Genomic DNA, 16,180 nt, shown 5'->3' with positions numbered 1-16,180 from the left:
ATCGAGCTGGAGGGGGCTGCAACGTAACGCAGATTTCTTTTGACAGCCCTTGGCTGAACCAGTATCCTTCAAAACTTGCTGTTGCACCGCCAACCGGTGTCTGGGTGCTTGCAGTCGCGTAGCTCAGGGGTAGAGCACTACCTTGACACGGTAGGGGTCCACGGTTCAAATCCGTGCGCGACTACCACTTCCTTCACCCCAGTCCACCGGGCTTTACGGTGCATCGGTTGGTTGCGTCACACTTGGGCACGGCGCTGGAGACGCCGGTTGGGGTGTGGCAAACTCAGGGCGGGCGACGCCGCGCGTACCAGGCACGCCCGCTTCGTTGTTGTCTGGTTATGGAAGTGTCACCGGCTTCGGCATCCGCTCATTCCCGCCTCACGGCCTTTCAGGTGCTCCAGGCCCGCGATCCGGGTGTGGCCAAACGGGCGCTCGCCGTGCGCGTCAACGGCGAACTGCGGGATACAAGCTGTGAAGTTTCCGAGACAGATACCGTCGAGCCGGTTCTCCCCGAAGACCCGGAGGCGCTGGAGATTTACCGGCACTCGACAGCGCACCTGCTGGCGGCCGCCGTTCTCGACCTGTTTCCGGGAACAAAACTCGGCGCCGGCCCTGCTCTCAAGGATGATCCCAAGGGCGGGTTTTACTACGACTTTCTTCAGGAAAAGCCGTTCACCCCGGATGATCTGGCGCGCATCGAGAAGCGGATGCGTGAGATGGTCAAGCAGAACGTGCCCTTTCGCCGGGTCGAGATGACACGCGAAGAAGCGCTGCAAAAATTCAGCGCCGACGAACTCAAATGTTATTTCATCAGCGAAAAGGGCGGCGAAAACCCCAGCTTCTACACCTTGGGCGACCAGTTCATTGATTTCTGCCGGGGGCCACATGTGCCAAGTGCCGGACGGATCAAGGCGTTCAAGCTGCTGTCCGTCGCGGGCGCTTACTGGCTGGGCGACGAGCGCAATCCGCAGATGCAGCGCATCTACGGCACGTCCTTTTTCACCCAGGAAGAACTCGACGCCTGGCTTCAGCAGCGCGAAGAAGCCGCCCGCCGCGACCACCGTCGGCTGGGCAAAGAGCTTGACCTCTTTAGCTTTACGGATGAAGTCGGCAGTGGGCTGGCTCTGTTTCATCCCAAGGGCGCACTCATCCTGCACCTGTTGCAGGAATTTCTCTACGAAGAGCTGTTTGCCCGCGATTACCAACTCGTTCGCACGCCACACGTGGCATCGAGCCGGTTGTGGGAAACTTCCGGGCATACGGCCAAGTACCGGGGTGACATGTACCCCCCGATGCAGTTCGAGGATGAGCCGCTCGAATATCAGCTCAAGCCGATGAACTGCCCGTTTCACATCCAGATTTACAAGTCCCAGCCACGCAGTTACCGGGAGTTGCCGCTGCGCTACGCCGAAATGGGCACGGTATATCGCTACGAGCGGTCGGGCGTGCAGCACGGCCTGCTGCGGGTGCGCGGCTTTACACAGGATGATGCCCACCTGTTTTGCACGCCGGAAACCCTGGAAGCAGAAATCATCGGCTGCCTGGAGTTTGCCCAAAAGGTCTATGCCACGTTCGGGTTCGAGTACCGGATTGAACTCTCGGTACGTGACCCTGAAAATCACGCGAAGTACCTGGGCGGCCCCGAAGTCTGGGCACTGGCGGAAGCGGCGCTGACGCAGGCGCTCGACCGGTTGGGGCTGGCCTACACCCGTGTCGAAGGCGAAGCTGCGTTTTACGGCCCGAAGATTGACATCAAGGTGATTGACGCCATTCGACGCACTTGGCAACTGGCCACCATTCAGGTGGATTTCAACCTGCCTCAGCGTTTTGGGCTGGAATATATCGGCGCGGACAACCGCCCACATCCGCCCATTATGGTTCACCGGGCGATTTTGGGTTCGCTCGAACGGTTTTTTGGTCTTCTCATCGAGCATTTTGGCGGCCGGTTTCCCGTGTGGCTGGCGCCGGTTCAGGTGGCCGTGCTGCCCATCGCTGACCGATGGAACGACCGCGCCGCCGGGATCGCCCAGACCCTGCGGCAGGTGGGGCTGCGGGTTGAGGTTGACGCGCGCAGCGAAAAAATTGGCGCCAAGATTCGTCAGGCGCAGTTGCGCAAAGTGCCCTACATGGTCATCCTGGGTGACCGTGAGGCCGAAACCGGAACGCTGGCGGTTCGGACGCGCAGTGAAGGCGACATTGGGACATTTTCCATGGACGACTTCATCGCCCGTGTCACCCGGGAAGTTCAGCAGCGTGTCATCACGCCCTAGCAACGGCCGCGCCCGGTGCGCGGTCAAAGGACAACTGGCATGGTCCGGTATGGACGTTGCCCCAGCAAAGGAGTGATCGTATCGCCATCTCACCCAATCGAAGCACCCGCGACCGTGGCCCGCAGGTGCCCACGAATGAGCGCATCCGCCATCGTGAAGTGCGGGTCATTGATGAGGACGGAAACCAGCTCGGTATTATGCCGACCCAGCAGGCGCTGGCCATTGCCCAAGAACGGGGGCTGGACTTGGTCGAAGTGGCCTCCCAGGCCAACCCCCCGGTGTGCCGCATCATTGACTACGGCAAATGGCAGTACGAGCAGAAGAAGAAGCAGCACGAAGCCAAAAAGAAGCAGACGGTTATCTCGGTCAAGGAAATCAAGCTTCGGCCCAGCATCGGCGAGCATGATTATGAGTTCAAGAAAAACAACGCCCTGCGGGCGCTGGAGGATGGAGATAAAGTGAAGGCGTCAGTTCGCTTCATCGGGCGTGAGATTACGCACCGGGAACTCGGTGAGCGGGTTCTGGCGCGACTTGAGAAAGACTTGGCGCATGTGGCCACGGTTGAAGTTCGCCCCAAGATGGAAGGGATGACGATGTTTGTCATCTTTGCGCCCAAGAAGTGACGGCCCAGCACTTCCTGCACGAGATGACGGACGCAGGGCATCGTTCCCGAAGAGAAACACAAGGAGAAAGCAAATGCCGAAGCTGAAAACACACAAGGGTGCCGTCAAGCGTTTTCGCTCAACGGCCAACGGAAAGTTCAAGCGTGGGCACTCACACTGCCGTCACCTTCTGACCAAGAAATCTCCGAAACGCCGGCGTCATCTTGACCTGGACACCTACGTTTCACCAGCCGATGAGCCAACCGTGCGCCGGATGCTGCCCTACGGCAATCGGTAAGAGGTGTCAGGAGACAGCCGCTGCGGCCCATTGGGCGGCAGCGTGCAATCCAGCCGGAAGTATCGGCCGGGCGGAAGGATAGCTGCAAGGAACAGGCTTTTCTGAAGTTTGTGCGTATTGAGGAGTCAAAAATACCATGCCTCGTGTAAAACGTGGGAACAAACGATTACAGCGCCGGAAGAAGATTCTCAAACTGGCCAAAGGCTACAAGATGACCAAGAGCAAGCTGTATCGCTCCGCCAAGGAATCGGTCGAGCGGGCGCTGAAGTTTGCCTACATTGGTCGCCGCATCAAGAAACGCGACTACCGTTCGCTGTGGATTGTACGCATCAACGCAGCCGCACGGCGCAGTGGTATGAGCTACAGCCAGTTTATGTACGGTCTCAGGAAGGCCGGTATCACGCTTGACCGCAAAATCCTGGCCAATCTGGCGGTCACAGACGAAACCAGTTTTGCCAATCTCGTGTCGCGCGTCCGGCAGGCGCTGGCCTGAAGAAGCCAGCCCCGGCCTGGAAGGCTTCAGCCGTATTTGTTGGGAACCGTTTGTGGTGAAAAACGGTTCCCAACGGATGGCACAAAGTGGTGATTGGGTCAGGTGTCCTTGCGCACCTGCGCCGCCACCCGCTTCGTGATAGCGACGAACTGCATACGCAGGGAGGAAACCGTATCCTGGAGCTGACGCTCTTCGGCAGGTGCCAGATTACCCTTGGTTTTCTCCAGCAGCATCCCCAAAATGTCAATATAGTGCCGCGCGCCCTCGATATCCGGCGGCAATCGCCCGTACTGGGGATGCTCAATGAGACCGAGCATCACCATGGCGTTGGTGGCCAACTCCAACACAAAATCACTGAACAGGGGGTCTTCCTTGGGCGGCGTCGGCTGGTCAGAAGGCGTACCGGCATTCTGGGGGGAGGTTGCCGGTTCACTGGTTGGCCGCACAGGTTCGGGTTCGGCAGATGACACTTCGCGTTCCACATCTGTGCGGAGTGTCCCATCAGGATTGAACAGCCGCCGATCGCTGACTTTGAATGATACAGGCGCTTCTTCGCTCATGGGGGATTTCTCTCTCCGGTAGTGACGCTAGACAGTAGCGCCAGGGTGTCTGGTCGGGGTTGCTTCCATGTCAACCCGCCATGGGAAAACCTGGCGGCGCACACCGGGAGTATCTGCCCCTTTTGCATCGCCAGGTTCACTGGGCCTGGGTGTCACCGGCCGGTGCCAATCCACTTTCCGTCCGTCCGGCCTTCACATCAGGTCTGCCAAGTCACTTGTACTTGACGCTGCACCCATAGGGTTTTGTCGTCGGGACGGCAACTGGTTTACCGGCCATCGCCGCTTCGAGAGCGGCTTCAACGTAGTTGACCTTTGCTTTTTCATTGGGGTCCGTGGACACCGAATCGTCAATGGCTCCCTGGTAAATCAGATTGCCTTCGGGATCAATGACGTACATGTGGGGCGTCGTTTTGGCCCCGTAAGCCTTGCCAATAGTGCCATCGGTGTCAATCAGATAGGCTGTTGGCGCGGCATTCCGCTCCTTGATTTTGGCGTTGATTTCGGCGGGGCTGAAATATCCCTGCTTGCCGACGGCGGATGAGTTGATGGAAAGCCAGACCACGCCCTTGGCAGTGTACTTGCGCTGGAGTGCCTGCATGTTGCCGCTTTTGTAGTGCCGCACCACGAAGGGACAATCGAAGTTGACCCATTCAAGCACGACGAATTTGCCCTTGAAATCGCTGAGTGAGTGCTTTTTGCCATTGCTGTCCACAGCCGTGAAGGGTGGGGCCGGCGTTCCGGCCGGCGGCGTCGCCGTTGCCGTATTGGCGGCCGTACAGGCCGCCACAAACAGCGCGGCGGCCAGCATACAAAGCACCGACGCACGTTTGAATGCACGTTTCATCGTCTAAGTACCTCGTGAAGAAGTCATTGCTGGAAGTTGTGCCGCAGAACGCGGCTTGTCAGAACCGTGGCGTTACCGGGTCAAGGGGACCGTCGCCCGATGGTTCCCGAAACAACCGGGACGCATTGTAGTTTGGCGGCGGCCGGCTGACGATACCTTTTGGCAGGCGGATGGTCTCTGTGCCTTGAAATCGCCGCCTCGCCTTCGGCAACCTATGCACGAAAAGCTTTTTTGGAATTCGGACATGCCTGCTACCACACTCCCTGCCAACCACGCCCCCAACGTTGCTCCGCCACTGGCAACTCCAGGGCAACTGGGCTTTTTCTACCGCATTGGACTCACGGCCCGCCGCATTTTTCCGGCAATTGCCGACCTGGCCAGCAACGAAGTCTATGTGCTGGCCTCGGCCATTGCCTTCAACGCCCTGCTGGCGCTCTATCCCTTTCTGCTGCTCGTGCTGTTGACGTGCCGCGAAGTCCTGCACTGGAACACGGGGGTCGAAACCACGCTGTTTCTGCTCAAGACGACTTACCTGCCGGTTGCCGAGGATTTCATTGTGCGCAACCTGCGGGTTGTGCTGGAAGAGCACACCAACCGGGGTGTGGCGGTGTTCTCGATTGTGGCGCTGATTTTTACGAGCGCCGGTATTTTCACTCCGCTGGAACTGGCGCTGAACCGGGCCTGGCGCGTCAAACAGCCCCGGAGCGGCTGGAAAAGCCAGTTGCTCGCCATGGGACTCGTACCGGTGTGTGGCGTCTGTTTCCTGCTGATCGTCGCCCTCACGGCCGGTATGCAATGGTTGGCCACACAACTGCTCGGCAACGCCGGAGTGCCGCGCCTGGCATCCTTCATGACGCTTGTCGGGGCCAAGGTGCTGTCCCTGCCCATCACCATCGGCATGCTTTTCGGGCTGTACATGATCCTGCCGAGTGAACGTCCGGCGGCGCGGCGGGTGTTGCCGATGGCCGTCTGGGTAGGACTGCTGTGGGAGGCGGCGCACTATGTTTTTGTGGCCTGCCTGCCGCTCATTGACTTCCGCAAAACCTACGGCCCGTTTTACGTGACGGTCTCGCTCGTGATGTGGGCGTTTGTGTCTTCCCTGCTGCTTCTGCTGGGGGCCAACCTGGCCGCGCTCGACGTGGCTTCCCGGCCGGGCGCGCCGCCTTCCCCGCCGGCAGCGCGCTAGCCGGACGAAACCGGGGCCGTTGGCAAAAAAAGAAAGGTTGAAAGGATCGGGTGTTATGCTGCGTTTCATCACGGCCGGCGAATCCCACGGGCCGGCGCTGGTCACGATTGTCGAAGGTTTGCCGGCCGGGCTACCGATTGACGTTGCCGCCATTGATGCCCAGCTTCATCGGCGGCAGCTTGGCTATGGCCGCGGCGGCCGCATGAAGATTGAACGTGACCGGGTTGAGGTCCTTTCCGGGCTGCGCCACGGGCGGACACTTGGCTCGCCGGTGGCGCTGCTCATCCGCAACGCCGACTTCGAGAACTGGCAGGCTGTTATGGCCAGCCAGCCGACGCCGGAATGGGACGCCATTGCCGATGACCCCAAGAAGTCACGTCGCGTGACGCGCCCGCGACCGGGCCATGCCGACCTGGCCGGCGGACTCAAGTACGCCACCCACGACCTGCGGGACATCCTGGAACGTGCCAGCGCGCGTGAGACCGCGGCGCGGGTGGCCGCCGGGGCGCTCGCCCGGCAGTTGCTGGCCGTGTTTGGCGTTGAAATTGCCAGTCACGTCATCCGCGTCGGGGGCGTTCCGGCTGACGACGTTCTGGCCGATGCGCCGTGGGAACGTATTGCCGCTGTTCAGGACAGCCCGGTGCTCCGGTGCATTGACCCGGCCATTGAAGCCGAGATGGTGGCCGCCGTGGATGCGGCCCGCGAACGTGGTGACACGCTGGGCGGCGCGTTTGAAGTCGTCGTCCGGGGGCTACCGGTCGGGCTTGGAACACACACCCAATGGGACCTGCGGCTTGACGGACGCCTGGCCCAGGCACTGATGTCCATTCAGGCCGTCAAGGCGGTTGAGATTGGCGCTGGCGTCGCGGTGTCGCAACGTTCCGGTGCACAACTGCACGACGAAATTGCCTACGACGGAACGGGTTTCACCCGCCCCACCAACCATGCCGGCGGACTGGAAGGGGGCATGACCAACGGCCAGCCGCTGCGTCTCCGGGGACACCTCAAACCCATTTCGACGCTCCGCCGGGCGCTGCAAAGTGTGGATGTCCTGACGAAAGAAACCCAGGCGGCAGCTTTCGAGCGATCAGACACGACGGCCGTACCGGCCGCCGGCGTCATTGCCGAAGCGATGACGGCCCTGGTGCTGGCGCAGGTCTGGTGCGAGAAATTCGGCGGCGACTCGCTGGTGGAAATGCAGCGCAACGTGGCCGGCTACCAGGCGCAGGTGGCGAGCTACTGAATCAGGCTGTTGCACTGGTTTTCAGTTCTCGATAACGAAAGCGCCCAGCCGACAGTAGCGCGCATACCGCTGCTCGATGAGTTTTTCCGGCGACAACGCGCTCAGTTCTTTGAGTTGCCTGATCAGCACCGGCCGCAGATTTTCGGCCGCGGCGGCATGGTCGGTATGGGCACCTTCGCCCGGTTCTGGAATGATCTCATCCACGATCCCGGCTGCCTTGAGCGGTTCTGGCGTGATTTTCATGGCGGCGGCAGCCAAGTCCGCCTTGTTGGCATCCCTCCAGAGAATGGAAGCGCAGCCTTCGGGCGAGATGACGGAATAAATTGTGTTTTCCAGCATGTCAATGCGGTCACAGGCACCGATGGCCAACGCGCCACCTGATCCCCCCTCGCCGATGATGACGCCTATCGTGGGCGTCGGCAGCCGCATCATTTCAATGATGTTCCGGGCAATGGCTTCCCCTTGCCCGCGCTCTTCGGCTTCGATGCCAGGATAGGCCCCCGGTGTGTCAATGAAGGAAATGACCGGACGCCGGAACTTGGCGGCCATCTGCATCAACCGGATGGCCTTGCGGTAGCCTTCCGGTTTGGGCATGCCGAAGTTGCGGTATTTGCGGTCTTCCATCTTGCGCTGCTTGTAGTTGGCTTTCTGCTGCCCGACGATGAACACCGGCTCTCCTTCAAACCGGGCAAAGCCGCAGACAATGGCTGGATCATCGGCAAAGCGACGGTCGCCATGCAGTTCGTGAAAGTCGGTAAACAGCAGGTGGATGAAATCCAGCGAATACGGACGGTCGGGGTGCCGGGCCAGCCGAACCCGATCCATGGGCGTCATCTCATGCCTTTCATTCGCCTCGCCTAGAATTTCCGCCTGTAGTTCACGGACACGCGCCTGGAGTCTCAGAATTTCAGCATCCTGTGCCGGAGTGTGGGGCGCGGCGGAAAGCTGCGCCAACTGGGATTCCAGAAGCTTGATCTGTGCCGCTTTTTCCGTTGATGACATCCGTGGACAACCAAAAAACGATGGGTTTGGGAACGAAGGCGTTGACTCTAACCGTCAGCGCGCAGACCGACAAGAGACATCCACGTTTCACCTGGCCCGGCGCGTGCGGGTTGCGCGCTTTCCGTTTCGGGGCAGGGACTGACTTGCAGCCGGTTACTGACTGGATTACGTTCGTGCCACGCAACCCGCCATGCACAACCAAGGAGATGGATGGTCATGCCACAGGGAACTTGTCCTGAGTGCAAAGCAGCGATTCACGTAGATGAGGATGCGGACAAAGGCGACACCATCGAGTGCGATGAATGTGGGGCCATACTCCGCCTGGTCGGACTCGACCCGATTGAACTCGACCTCGAATCGGACTACGACGACGAGGACGAGGACTACGATGACGATTACGACGACGATGACGATGATGACCGTGACCGGTACTACTGATGGCTGTCCACACGGGGCGGGTCTTTAGACCAGACCTGGGGGTGTCGCATTCGGTCTGACACCGGAAGGAGCCGGACTCTAGCTTGCCGTATAGTACGCGATAGTGTATAATAATGCTTGTGGAAAGCACTATAAGCACAGGCAAGGCGGCAAAACTCCCTGGTGTCTCGGTCAAGACGTTGCAGCGTTGGGAACGCGAAGGAAGGCTGATTCCGGTGGCCCGAACGGACAGCAACCGCCGCCTCTACACTGAGACGCAGATCCGTGAGTTCATCGGTTTGCGGCAGGCCAACCACGCGCCAACAAAGCTTGTTGCCTACTGTCGGGTATCGAGTGCGGCGCAGAAGCCGGACCTGGCGAATCAGTGCAAAGTGCTGGAAGCGTTCGTGGTGGCGAAGGGATTGGCGGGGGTCGGGTTTATCGAGGAAGTGGGCGGCGGGCTGAACTTCAGGCGCAAGCGGTTTCTGGCCCTTATGGACGAGATTGGGCGACGGGAAGTCAAGATGCTGATCCTCGCTCACCGGGACCGCCTCACCCGTTTCGGCTTTGAGTGGTTCGAACATTACGCCCAAACCCATGGCTGCGAAGTGCTGGTCCTCAACCAGGAACGGCTGTCTCCCGAACAGGAAATGGTGCAAGACTTAATGACCATCGTGCGCTGTTTTTCGTCCCGGCTGTACGGTTTGAGGAACTATCGAAAGAAGTTGGATGAAGCGCTGAAACAGGATGCGAATGACGTCAAAAAGGCCCAACAATGCAACTAACCCACAAGATCGCTCTTTGTCCGACTCCTGAGCAAGTGGACTACTTCAAGCGCGCCTGCGGCACGGCGCGGCGTGTTTGGAACTGGGCGCTCAATGAGTGGAACAGGCAATACGCAGCAGGCGGCAGGCCAAACGCCATGGCGCTCAAAAAACAGTTCAACGCCATCAAGTACACCGACCCGCAGTGGCTCGATGAGAACGGTCGGCCTTGGTTGCAAGACATTCACCGGGATGCCCACGCCCAGCCGTTCAGGAATCCCGCCAAAGCATGGGAACGGTTCTTCGCCGACCTCAAGGAGGGCAAAGAAGCGCACGAGCCACGGCTCAAGAAAAAGGGCCGTTGCCGCGACAGCTTTTATGTTGCCAACGACAAGTTCACCCTGGAAGGCAAGACGATCCGTCTGCCCAGGATCGGTGAAGTCGCCATGACCGAGGAACTGCGCTTCGCGGGCAGGATTTTGGGCGCAACGGTTTCCCGCACCGCGGATCGTTGGTTTGTGGCCATACAGGTCGAGGTGCCTGATGCGCAATTTTATCGGCGTCGCACGTCGCACGAGGTCAACGGCAGCGACCTGGGCATCAAGGCTGCCGCAACGGTCTCCAGCGGTGAAGTCATCGAGGCGCCAAAGCCGCTCAAAGCAGCGCTGCGCCGTCTGGAAATCCGTAGCCGACGTCTCAGCCGCAAGCTGGAAGCCGCCAGGAAGGCAGCAGGATTTGAACGCCATGCCCACCTGCCTGAAGGAACGCGCCTGCCGGTATCGAACAACCGGCAGAAGTCCGCTGCGATATTGGCAAGGCTCTATGCCCGCATTGCCAATATCCGAGCGGATTTCACCCACAAGCTCACGACTCGACTCTGCCGCGAAAACCAAGCGTTAGTGATCGAGGATTTAAACGTCAAGGGGATGCTGGAGAACGAGAAACCCGCCCGCGCCATCTCTGACGTGGGTTTTGGGATGTTGCGCTCGCAGTTGGAATACAAGGCCCGGCGCTACGGTACTCAGCTTACCATCGCTGATCGCTGGTATCCAGGCAGCCGACTGTGCTCCATCTGTGGCTGGAAGAATGAGGCGCTGACATTGAGAGACCGAAAATGGGTGTGTGCTCAATGTGGTGCGCACCATGACCGTGACCTCAATGCGGCGCTGAACCTGAAACGGCTGGCAACCGAAACTGCCCTACCCGTGGCGAGTCCGTCCAGCAATGGCGGCGCTGCGGCGGGGACCGTCCCCGCCGTAGTCGGGAAAGTCACGCCTGTCAGATACGACGGTGGTCAACAGGACACGTCGGGGCAGGAAGAGAACCGTGCGCACTTTTGCGCACATTCTTGATAGCAGTCTGTATGGGTACATTTGCCGTGATTGGCGCGGGCACGATGGGCAGTGGAATTGCCCAGGTGGCCGCGCGCGCCGGATTCCAGGTCGTGCTCCGGGATGTTGCCCCGGAATACCTTGACCGTGGACTGGCAACCATCCGTTCAAGCCTTGAACGCGATGTCAAAAAGGAACGCCTGACCGTTGCCCAACTGGAGGAAATTCTGGCCCGTATCCGCCCGACAACGGAACTGGCGGAGGTGGCTGGTGCAGAAATCGTCGTCGAGGCCATCATCGAGAACTTCGAGGCCAAAGCGGCCCTGTTCCGTGAACTCGACGCCCTGACGCCCCCGGAAACGGTTCTGGCCACCAACACTTCCTCGATTTCGATTACCAGGATCGCCGCGACGACCAAACGCCCGGCGCAGGTCATCGGCATGCACTTCATGAATCCCGTGCCGGTCATGCCGCTCGTCGAGGTCATCCGTGGCTGCGCGACAAGCGAGTCCACTGCCAACTACGTCCTCGAACTGGGTGCCAAGTTGGGCAAGACCTGCCTGATGGCCAACGACTTCCCCGGCTTTGTCTCCAACCGGATTCTCATGCCTATGCTCAACGAAGCCATGTTTGCCCTCTATGAAGGCGTCGCCACCCGCGAGGCCATTGATGGCATCATGAAGCTCGGCATGAACCACCCGATGGGGCCGTTGACACTGGCCGATTTCATCGGACTCGACGTGTGCCTGGCCATTCTGGACGTGCTCTACGAAGGCTTTGGCGATCCGAAGTACCGGGCGTGCCCGCTGCTGCGGCAGTATGTCGCCGCCGGCTGGCTTGGACGGAAGACAGGACGCGGCTTTTACGAATACTGACCATGAATGGCACCAGGGGCGATACCCAATGGCGTCTGCTCTGCCTGACAGGGTGGTGGCTGTGCCTGCTGCTCGGCACACTTCCCGTCCGGGCCGCCGTGCCGGAGGAAATGTCGCTGGAAGCGTATCGCGCGCGTCTGGCACAGGCACGGGAAATCATTGAAAACGCTCTCCAAGTCCACGTCACCCAAGCACCCACGTTGGACGATGAAGCTGAAGGCGCTGTAGCGCCCCTAGACCGCTGCCTTCCCCCACATGACCGGGAAGCACTGTATCGGCTTTTGCCGGAGCGCCCAAGCATTACGACCCCGACCGGCCGGCTGACCGTGGACAACCGAAGCCTTCGCGCGGCCCTTGACGAACTCTGTCAGGCTACGGATGCGACGGACATCCACGAACGGCTACACTCCCTGAAAGCCCATCTCGCCATCCTGGAGCACCACACCAACGATGTACCAGATGGGTCCATGGCTAACGTCCAGGAAATTCTTGCCCGCGAGGACTTCCAACCCATCAGGAAGACCAAGCCCCCCCTTGAGTACCTGCGGGAGTGGCTGGTGGCGTGGCTGGAAAAGATTTTTGGCAAACTGCCCCAGGGCAAACAATCTGATGCCGAAAGTGGTGGGCTTTGGTCAAACCAGTGGGTGCAAAGGGGCCTGTGGGTCAGCCTGACGCTCCTGCTTGCCGGTGGGGCCGTCTGGCTCGTACGCCGCCTGCGCCGACCGCCAACCGATGCGGAAGACGGAGTCCGCATCATTCTGGGCGAACCCGTCGCGCTTGATCTGGATGCCGACGATCTGTTGGCACAGGCGCAGGCTGCGGCTGAAGCCGGCGACTGGAGACAGGCCGTACGCAAGGTCTATATTGCCCTGCTCCACGAACTTGACCGGCGGGAAGTTCTCTCGCTGAACCCGGCCTGGACCAACCGCGAGTATCTCTCCGCCGTCCGCGCCCAGGTGCGTCTTTACCCGGCAGTGCATGAGTTGACTGACCGCTTCGACCGGCTCTGGTATGGACAGCACCAGGGCAGCCGGGAAGATTACGAACGTTGCCTGTCACGTTACCAGGAAGTGCGCGCTGCCCTGCCAGCCGCCTAGTTTTGCCTGACCTGTTTTGCCCAGCCATTGCTGGTGGGATGTCCCCCTCATTCCGGCCCGACCTGAAACTCCTGCCGCATGAACCGCCAAACCCTGACCAACAGCCTGCTCGTTGTTCTCGTGGTCGTTCTGCTGCTGGGTATCAATCTGCTGTTTTACGTCAAACCGGAACCCGATGCGGAAACAGATGAATATGCCGACCGCTCGACCCATTCCAGCCGGCCCTACGGCACACTGGGCGCTTACCTGTTCTTGCAGGAATCGGGTGTGCGGGTCAGCCGCTGGGAACAGGACTACCGGGCCCTGGCCGACCGGCAGGATGTGCGGGTCGTCATCTTTGTCGAACCCCGTACCAAGCCCAGAACCAGGCAACTCCGGGCGCTGGCAGAATGGGTTGGACGGGGTGGAACGTTTGTCATGTTTGAGCGTTCGTGGCCGCTCCGGCTCGGCCGTCAGCAGCTTCTTCCGGGTTCATACCTGCCGCCGGAAGGTCCCGGTTCGGCTTTTGGTCAGGTTCCGGTGCAACGCGCGGTGCCTTGGCAACCAGGCGGTGCCTTTCAGGGCGTAAGCTGGTTGGGCATCTCTCCCAAAGCCACAACCGTGATGCTGCAACCGGTGCCGATCTCCAAGATAGAGGATGAGCCTTCTTTTCCGCTTCAGATGACGGCCTGTGTCCCACTGGCCGGCGTTCAGGACACTCCAGCCGTTGCTGAAGTCCGTTACGGGGCGGGACGCATCATCTACGTCGGCGATCCTTTCGTCATTGCCAACCAGGGTCTGGCCGAAGGCGACAATGCACGCTTTCTGCTCAATCTCGTGCGGCTGGCAACACGCGACAACGCTGGACAGGTGGTTTTTGACGACTATCATCACGGCTACCGCGCCACCAACGGCGGGCTGCTCGGTCTGCTGGGCTATTTCCGGGGAACACCCATTCCCTGGATGGTGTGGCACATCGTCGCCCTGGGACTCCTGGCAGCCTACACCCTGGGACGCCGTTTCGGACGACCGGTGCGGCTGCCGGTCAAACCCCGCACGAATGCCTTGGAGTTTGTCACCGCCATGGCCCGGATTCAGAAAGCAGCCGCCGCACGCGATCTGGCAATTGAAAACCTGTACCGGCGCTTTCACCGGCGGCTGTGCCACTACACGGGACTCCCCACAACAGCACCACTCAAAGAGTTGTGCCTTGCGGCGAGTGAACGTTCCGGGCATCCGATGAGTGAGTGGCGTGCCGTCACCGAGCGGTGCCAGGCCGTCATCGAGGGACGGGCAACGATAGGCGATGCCGAGTTACTCCGCCTGGCACAGCGGCTGCGCGCGCTGGACGCCCGGCTTCCCCCCTAGCGCCTCCGTCTTTCAGCCGGAAACCTGCTCCCCGGCTTCCATTTCAAGACGGCTGTGCCGGAAGCCATAGCCGAAATAAATGACGAGACCAACCGCCAGCCATCCCAGAAACCGCAGCCAGTTGACGATTCCCAGCTCCGTCATCAGATAACCGCACAGCAGCAACCCCAGGACGGGAATCAGGGAAAGATTCTTGAGAAAGCACAGCCCGGCCAACGCCAGCGTTCCCACGGCAAAGACCAGGAAGGGTACCTTGTGCGAAACGGCTCCCAGCCAGCTTTCCCCGGCGGCCGGTGTGACGGTCAGAAAATCGCGCGCCACGGCGGTTGCCGGCGGATACAGGGCAAAGACCAGCCCGGCCGCCAAGACTCCGGCCGGCACAATGTACTTGGCGTTGATGTAGGGCACGCGAAACTTCCGTTCTGCGGAAGGCGCGGTCTGCTCCAGGATGAGCACCCCGCCACACACGAGCACGAAGGCAAAGAGCGTCCCAATGCTGGTGAGGTCAGTGACTTCGGTCAGGTTCATAAACAACGAGGGAATCGCCACCAGAAACCCGGTCACAATGGTGGCAAACCCCGGCGTTTTGAACCGTGGGTGAACCCGGGCAAACACCTTGGGCAGCAGACCGTCCCGCGCCATCGCCATCCAGATGCGCGGCTGACCAATCTGAAAGACGAGCAGCACGGTGGTTGTGGCCACAACGGCGCTGATGGCAACGATACGCTCGACAATGAGCAGGTTCGCCCCTTCTCTGCCGAAGACAAACGCCATCGGGTCGGCCACCTGGAGCTTGGTGTAGGGCACCATGCCGGTCAGCACAAGGGAAACCAGGACGTAGAGCAGCGTGCAGATGAGCAGCGAGTAGATGATCCCGCGTGGCAGGTCACGCTGGGCATTGCGGCATTCTTCGGCCGTTGTCGAAATGGCGTCAAAGCCGATGTAGGCGAAAAACACGGCCGCCACGCCGTTGAGCACCCCGGCCAAGCCGTTGGGCGCAAAGGGTGTCCAGTTTTCCGGTTTGATGTAGAAGGCCCCCACGACGATCACAAACACCACGACAGCGACCTTGAAGACCACCATTGCATTGGACACCTGCTTGGACTCGCGGATGCCGACGTACACCAGCGCCGTAATCAGCGTCACGATGGCGAGCGCCGGAAGATTGCAGACGATGGGCAGCTCCCCCAGACGCGGCGCATTGAGCCAGGCTTCATAGGCCGTAACTTGGGACGCCATGCCATCCATCCCCCGGATGACTTCGAGGCTTTGTCCCTGGCCGAGCAGTTCGTTGACTGCCGCAAAGCCACGTCTGGCGGTGAGAAAATCCATGCGGAAGTAGGATGGGATGGGATAGCCCCACCCGGCCAGCAGGTTGGAAAAATACTCGCTCCAGGAAATGGCCACGGCAATGTTGCCGATGGCGTATTCCAGAATGAGGTCCCAGCCGATGATCCAGGCGACGAGTTCCCCAAAACTGGCGTAGGCATAGGTGTAGGCCGACCCGGCCACCGGGATCATCGAGGCAAACTCGGCATAGCACAGGGCCGCAAAACCACAGGCAACGGCCGTGAAGATGAACAGCAGCGATACGGCCGGGCCGCCGCTGTAGGCCGCATTACCGACGGTTGAAAAAATCCCGGCGCCAATGACGGCGGCAATGCCCAGGGCCGTCAAATCAAAGGTGGTGAGTTCCTTGGCCAGGGTGCTGCCGGTTTCGTGATCACTCAGGCCGGACGCCGCATCCGCCTGGATGCGCGCCACGGATTTCGTACGGAACAGACGGACAAAAAGGGACATGTTCCAACGGAAGGGCGTGTGATGATGTTCGGGAAAGCCGTCCGATGCTAT

Annotated in this window: 16 protein-coding genes and 1 tRNA gene; 13 read left to right on the top strand and 4 right to left on the bottom strand. The window is 60.3% G+C overall.

Annotation, left to right across the window (positions count from 1 at the left end; translation table 11 throughout):
- Positions 1 to 112 precede the first annotated feature (112 nt).
- From J8C01_RS01485 to rplT, 5 genes are all read left to right on the top strand, one after another.
- Positions 113 to 187 (top strand) — tRNA-Val (locus J8C01_RS01485).
- A 151-nt stretch (positions 188 to 338) separates the two neighbouring features.
- A complete protein-coding gene (thrS, locus tag J8C01_RS01480) occupies positions 339 to 2,270 on the top strand; it encodes a threonine--tRNA ligase (RefSeq protein WP_014098803.1) in 1,932 nt (643 codons plus the stop codon).
- A 56-nt stretch (positions 2,271 to 2,326) separates the two neighbouring features.
- Positions 2,327 to 2,893 (top strand): translation initiation factor IF-3, encoded by a 567-nt coding sequence (gene infC, locus J8C01_RS01475; protein ID WP_335334120.1) that lies wholly within the window; start codon positions 2,327 to 2,329, stop codon positions 2,891 to 2,893.
- A 73-nt stretch (positions 2,894 to 2,966) separates the two neighbouring features.
- The gene (rpmI, locus tag J8C01_RS01470) at positions 2,967 to 3,170 is read left to right on the top strand and encodes a 50S ribosomal protein L35 (protein ID WP_014098801.1); all 204 of its coding nucleotides are present in this window, start codon (positions 2,967 to 2,969) and stop codon (positions 3,168 to 3,170) included.
- Positions 3,171 to 3,306: 136 nt separating this feature from the next.
- A complete protein-coding gene (rplT, locus tag J8C01_RS01465; protein WP_014098800.1) occupies positions 3,307 to 3,663 on the top strand; it encodes a 50S ribosomal protein L20 in 357 nt (118 codons plus the stop codon).
- A gap of 98 nt (positions 3,664 to 3,761) precedes the next feature.
- On the opposite strand, the gene J8C01_RS01460 is transcribed toward rplT, so the two are convergent.
- Positions 3,762 to 4,223, bottom strand: a complete 462-nt coding sequence (locus J8C01_RS01460) for a DUF1844 domain-containing protein (RefSeq protein ID WP_211432151.1) — start codon at positions 4,221 to 4,223, stop codon at positions 3,762 to 3,764.
- Between the two features lie 211 nt (positions 4,224 to 4,434).
- Positions 4,435 to 5,067 (bottom strand): thioredoxin family protein, encoded by a 633-nt coding sequence (locus J8C01_RS01455; protein WP_249355466.1) that lies wholly within the window; start codon positions 5,065 to 5,067, stop codon positions 4,435 to 4,437.
- A gap of 244 nt (positions 5,068 to 5,311) precedes the next feature.
- On the opposite strand from J8C01_RS01455, the gene J8C01_RS01450 reads away from it, so the two are divergent.
- Together J8C01_RS01450 and aroC are read left to right on the top strand one after the other, a co-directional pair.
- Positions 5,312 to 6,253: a YihY/virulence factor BrkB family protein gene (locus J8C01_RS01450; protein WP_187288396.1), complete on the top strand. Its 942-nt coding sequence runs from the start codon at positions 5,312 to 5,314 to the stop codon at positions 6,251 to 6,253.
- Positions 6,254 to 6,308: 55 nt separating this feature from the next.
- The gene (gene aroC / locus J8C01_RS01445; RefSeq protein ID WP_014098796.1) at positions 6,309 to 7,496 is read left to right on the top strand and encodes a chorismate synthase; all 1,188 of its coding nucleotides are present in this window, start codon (positions 6,309 to 6,311) and stop codon (positions 7,494 to 7,496) included.
- Positions 7,497 to 7,517: 21 nt separating this feature from the next.
- Here aroC and J8C01_RS01440 read toward each other — a convergent pair whose 3' ends face one another.
- Entirely contained in the window at positions 7,518 to 8,498 is a 981-nt protein-coding gene (locus J8C01_RS01440) for an acetyl-CoA carboxylase carboxyltransferase subunit alpha (RefSeq protein ID WP_211432150.1), read from the bottom strand.
- Between the two features lie 216 nt (positions 8,499 to 8,714).
- Here J8C01_RS01440 and J8C01_RS01435 point away from each other — a divergent pair, with 216 nt between their 5' ends.
- The 6 genes from J8C01_RS01435 (at position 8,715) to J8C01_RS01410 (ending at position 14,329) form a co-directional block, all read left to right on the top strand.
- Positions 8,715 to 8,936, top strand: coding sequence for a hypothetical protein (locus J8C01_RS01435; RefSeq protein ID WP_211432149.1), 222 nt, complete (start codon positions 8,715 to 8,717; stop codon positions 8,934 to 8,936).
- Between the two features lie 113 nt (positions 8,937 to 9,049).
- Complete coding sequence (locus J8C01_RS01430) at positions 9,050 to 9,700, top strand: IS607 family transposase (RefSeq protein WP_211432148.1); 651 nt, start codon at positions 9,050 to 9,052, stop codon at positions 9,698 to 9,700.
- Positions 9,691 to 11,031, top strand: a complete 1,341-nt coding sequence (locus J8C01_RS01425) for an RNA-guided endonuclease InsQ/TnpB family protein (RefSeq protein WP_211432147.1) — start codon at positions 9,691 to 9,693, stop codon at positions 11,029 to 11,031. Before J8C01_RS01430 ends, J8C01_RS01425 begins: the two co-directional genes overlap by 10 nt.
- 11 nt (positions 11,032 to 11,042) lie before the next feature.
- Positions 11,043 to 11,885, top strand: a complete 843-nt coding sequence (locus J8C01_RS01420) for a 3-hydroxybutyryl-CoA dehydrogenase (RefSeq protein ID WP_211432146.1) — start codon at positions 11,043 to 11,045, stop codon at positions 11,883 to 11,885.
- A gap of 2 nt (positions 11,886 to 11,887) precedes the next feature.
- Positions 11,888 to 12,982, top strand: coding sequence for a DUF4129 domain-containing protein (locus J8C01_RS01415; RefSeq protein ID WP_211432145.1), 1,095 nt, complete (start codon positions 11,888 to 11,890; stop codon positions 12,980 to 12,982).
- A gap of 78 nt (positions 12,983 to 13,060) precedes the next feature.
- Positions 13,061 to 14,329 carry a DUF4350 domain-containing protein gene (locus J8C01_RS01410; protein ID WP_211432144.1) on the top strand — a complete coding sequence of 423 codons (1,269 nt, stop codon included), beginning with the start codon at positions 13,061 to 13,063 and terminating at the stop codon, positions 14,327 to 14,329.
- A 12-nt stretch (positions 14,330 to 14,341) separates the two neighbouring features.
- Here J8C01_RS01410 and J8C01_RS01405 read toward each other — a convergent pair whose 3' ends face one another.
- Complete coding sequence (locus tag J8C01_RS01405) at positions 14,342 to 16,129, bottom strand: amino acid permease (RefSeq protein WP_211432143.1); 1,788 nt, start codon at positions 16,127 to 16,129, stop codon at positions 14,342 to 14,344.
- Positions 16,130 to 16,180: the final 51 nt, after the last annotated feature.

Origin of the sequence: Chloracidobacterium sp. D (assembly GCF_018304685.1) — a bacterium.
Taxonomy (GTDB): domain Bacteria; phylum Acidobacteriota; class Blastocatellia; order Chloracidobacteriales; family Chloracidobacteriaceae; genus Chloracidobacterium; species Chloracidobacterium thermophilum.
Note: the sequence above shows the minus strand (reverse complement) of the source record. Positions and strands in the feature narration are given on the sequence as shown.

Excerpts from the sequence above, each read along its gene's own strand:
- thrS (WP_014098803.1), top strand. The coding sequence starts at position 339 with ATGGAAGTGTCACCGGCTTCGGCATCCGCTCATTCCCGCCTCACGGCC.
- rpmI (WP_014098801.1), top strand. The coding sequence starts at position 2,967 with ATGCCGAAGCTGAAAACACACAAGGGTGCCGTCAAGCGTTTTCGCTCA.
- rplT (WP_014098800.1), top strand. The coding sequence starts at position 3,307 with ATGCCTCGTGTAAAACGTGGGAACAAACGATTACAGCGCCGGAAGAAG.
- J8C01_RS01460 (WP_211432151.1), bottom strand. The coding sequence starts at position 4,223 with ATGAGCGAAGAAGCGCCTGTATCATTCAAAGTCAGCGATCGGCGGCTG.
- J8C01_RS01455 (WP_249355466.1), bottom strand. The coding sequence starts at position 5,067 with ATGAAACGTGCATTCAAACGTGCGTCGGTGCTTTGTATGCTGGCCGCC.
- J8C01_RS01450 (WP_187288396.1), top strand. The coding sequence starts at position 5,312 with ATGCCTGCTACCACACTCCCTGCCAACCACGCCCCCAACGTTGCTCCG.
- aroC (WP_014098796.1), top strand. The coding sequence starts at position 6,309 with ATGCTGCGTTTCATCACGGCCGGCGAATCCCACGGGCCGGCGCTGGTC.
- J8C01_RS01440 (WP_211432150.1), bottom strand. The coding sequence starts at position 8,498 with ATGTCATCAACGGAAAAAGCGGCACAGATCAAGCTTCTGGAATCCCAG.
- J8C01_RS01435 (WP_211432149.1), top strand. The coding sequence starts at position 8,715 with ATGCCACAGGGAACTTGTCCTGAGTGCAAAGCAGCGATTCACGTAGAT.
- J8C01_RS01430 (WP_211432148.1), top strand. The coding sequence starts at position 9,050 with ATGCTTGTGGAAAGCACTATAAGCACAGGCAAGGCGGCAAAACTCCCT.
- J8C01_RS01425 (WP_211432147.1), top strand. The coding sequence starts at position 9,691 with ATGCAACTAACCCACAAGATCGCTCTTTGTCCGACTCCTGAGCAAGTG.
- J8C01_RS01420 (WP_211432146.1), top strand. The coding sequence starts at position 11,043 with ATGGGTACATTTGCCGTGATTGGCGCGGGCACGATGGGCAGTGGAATT.
- J8C01_RS01415 (WP_211432145.1), top strand. The coding sequence starts at position 11,888 with ATGAATGGCACCAGGGGCGATACCCAATGGCGTCTGCTCTGCCTGACA.
- J8C01_RS01410 (WP_211432144.1), top strand. The coding sequence starts at position 13,061 with ATGAACCGCCAAACCCTGACCAACAGCCTGCTCGTTGTTCTCGTGGTC.
- J8C01_RS01405 (WP_211432143.1), bottom strand. The coding sequence starts at position 16,129 with ATGTCCCTTTTTGTCCGTCTGTTCCGTACGAAATCCGTGGCGCGCATC.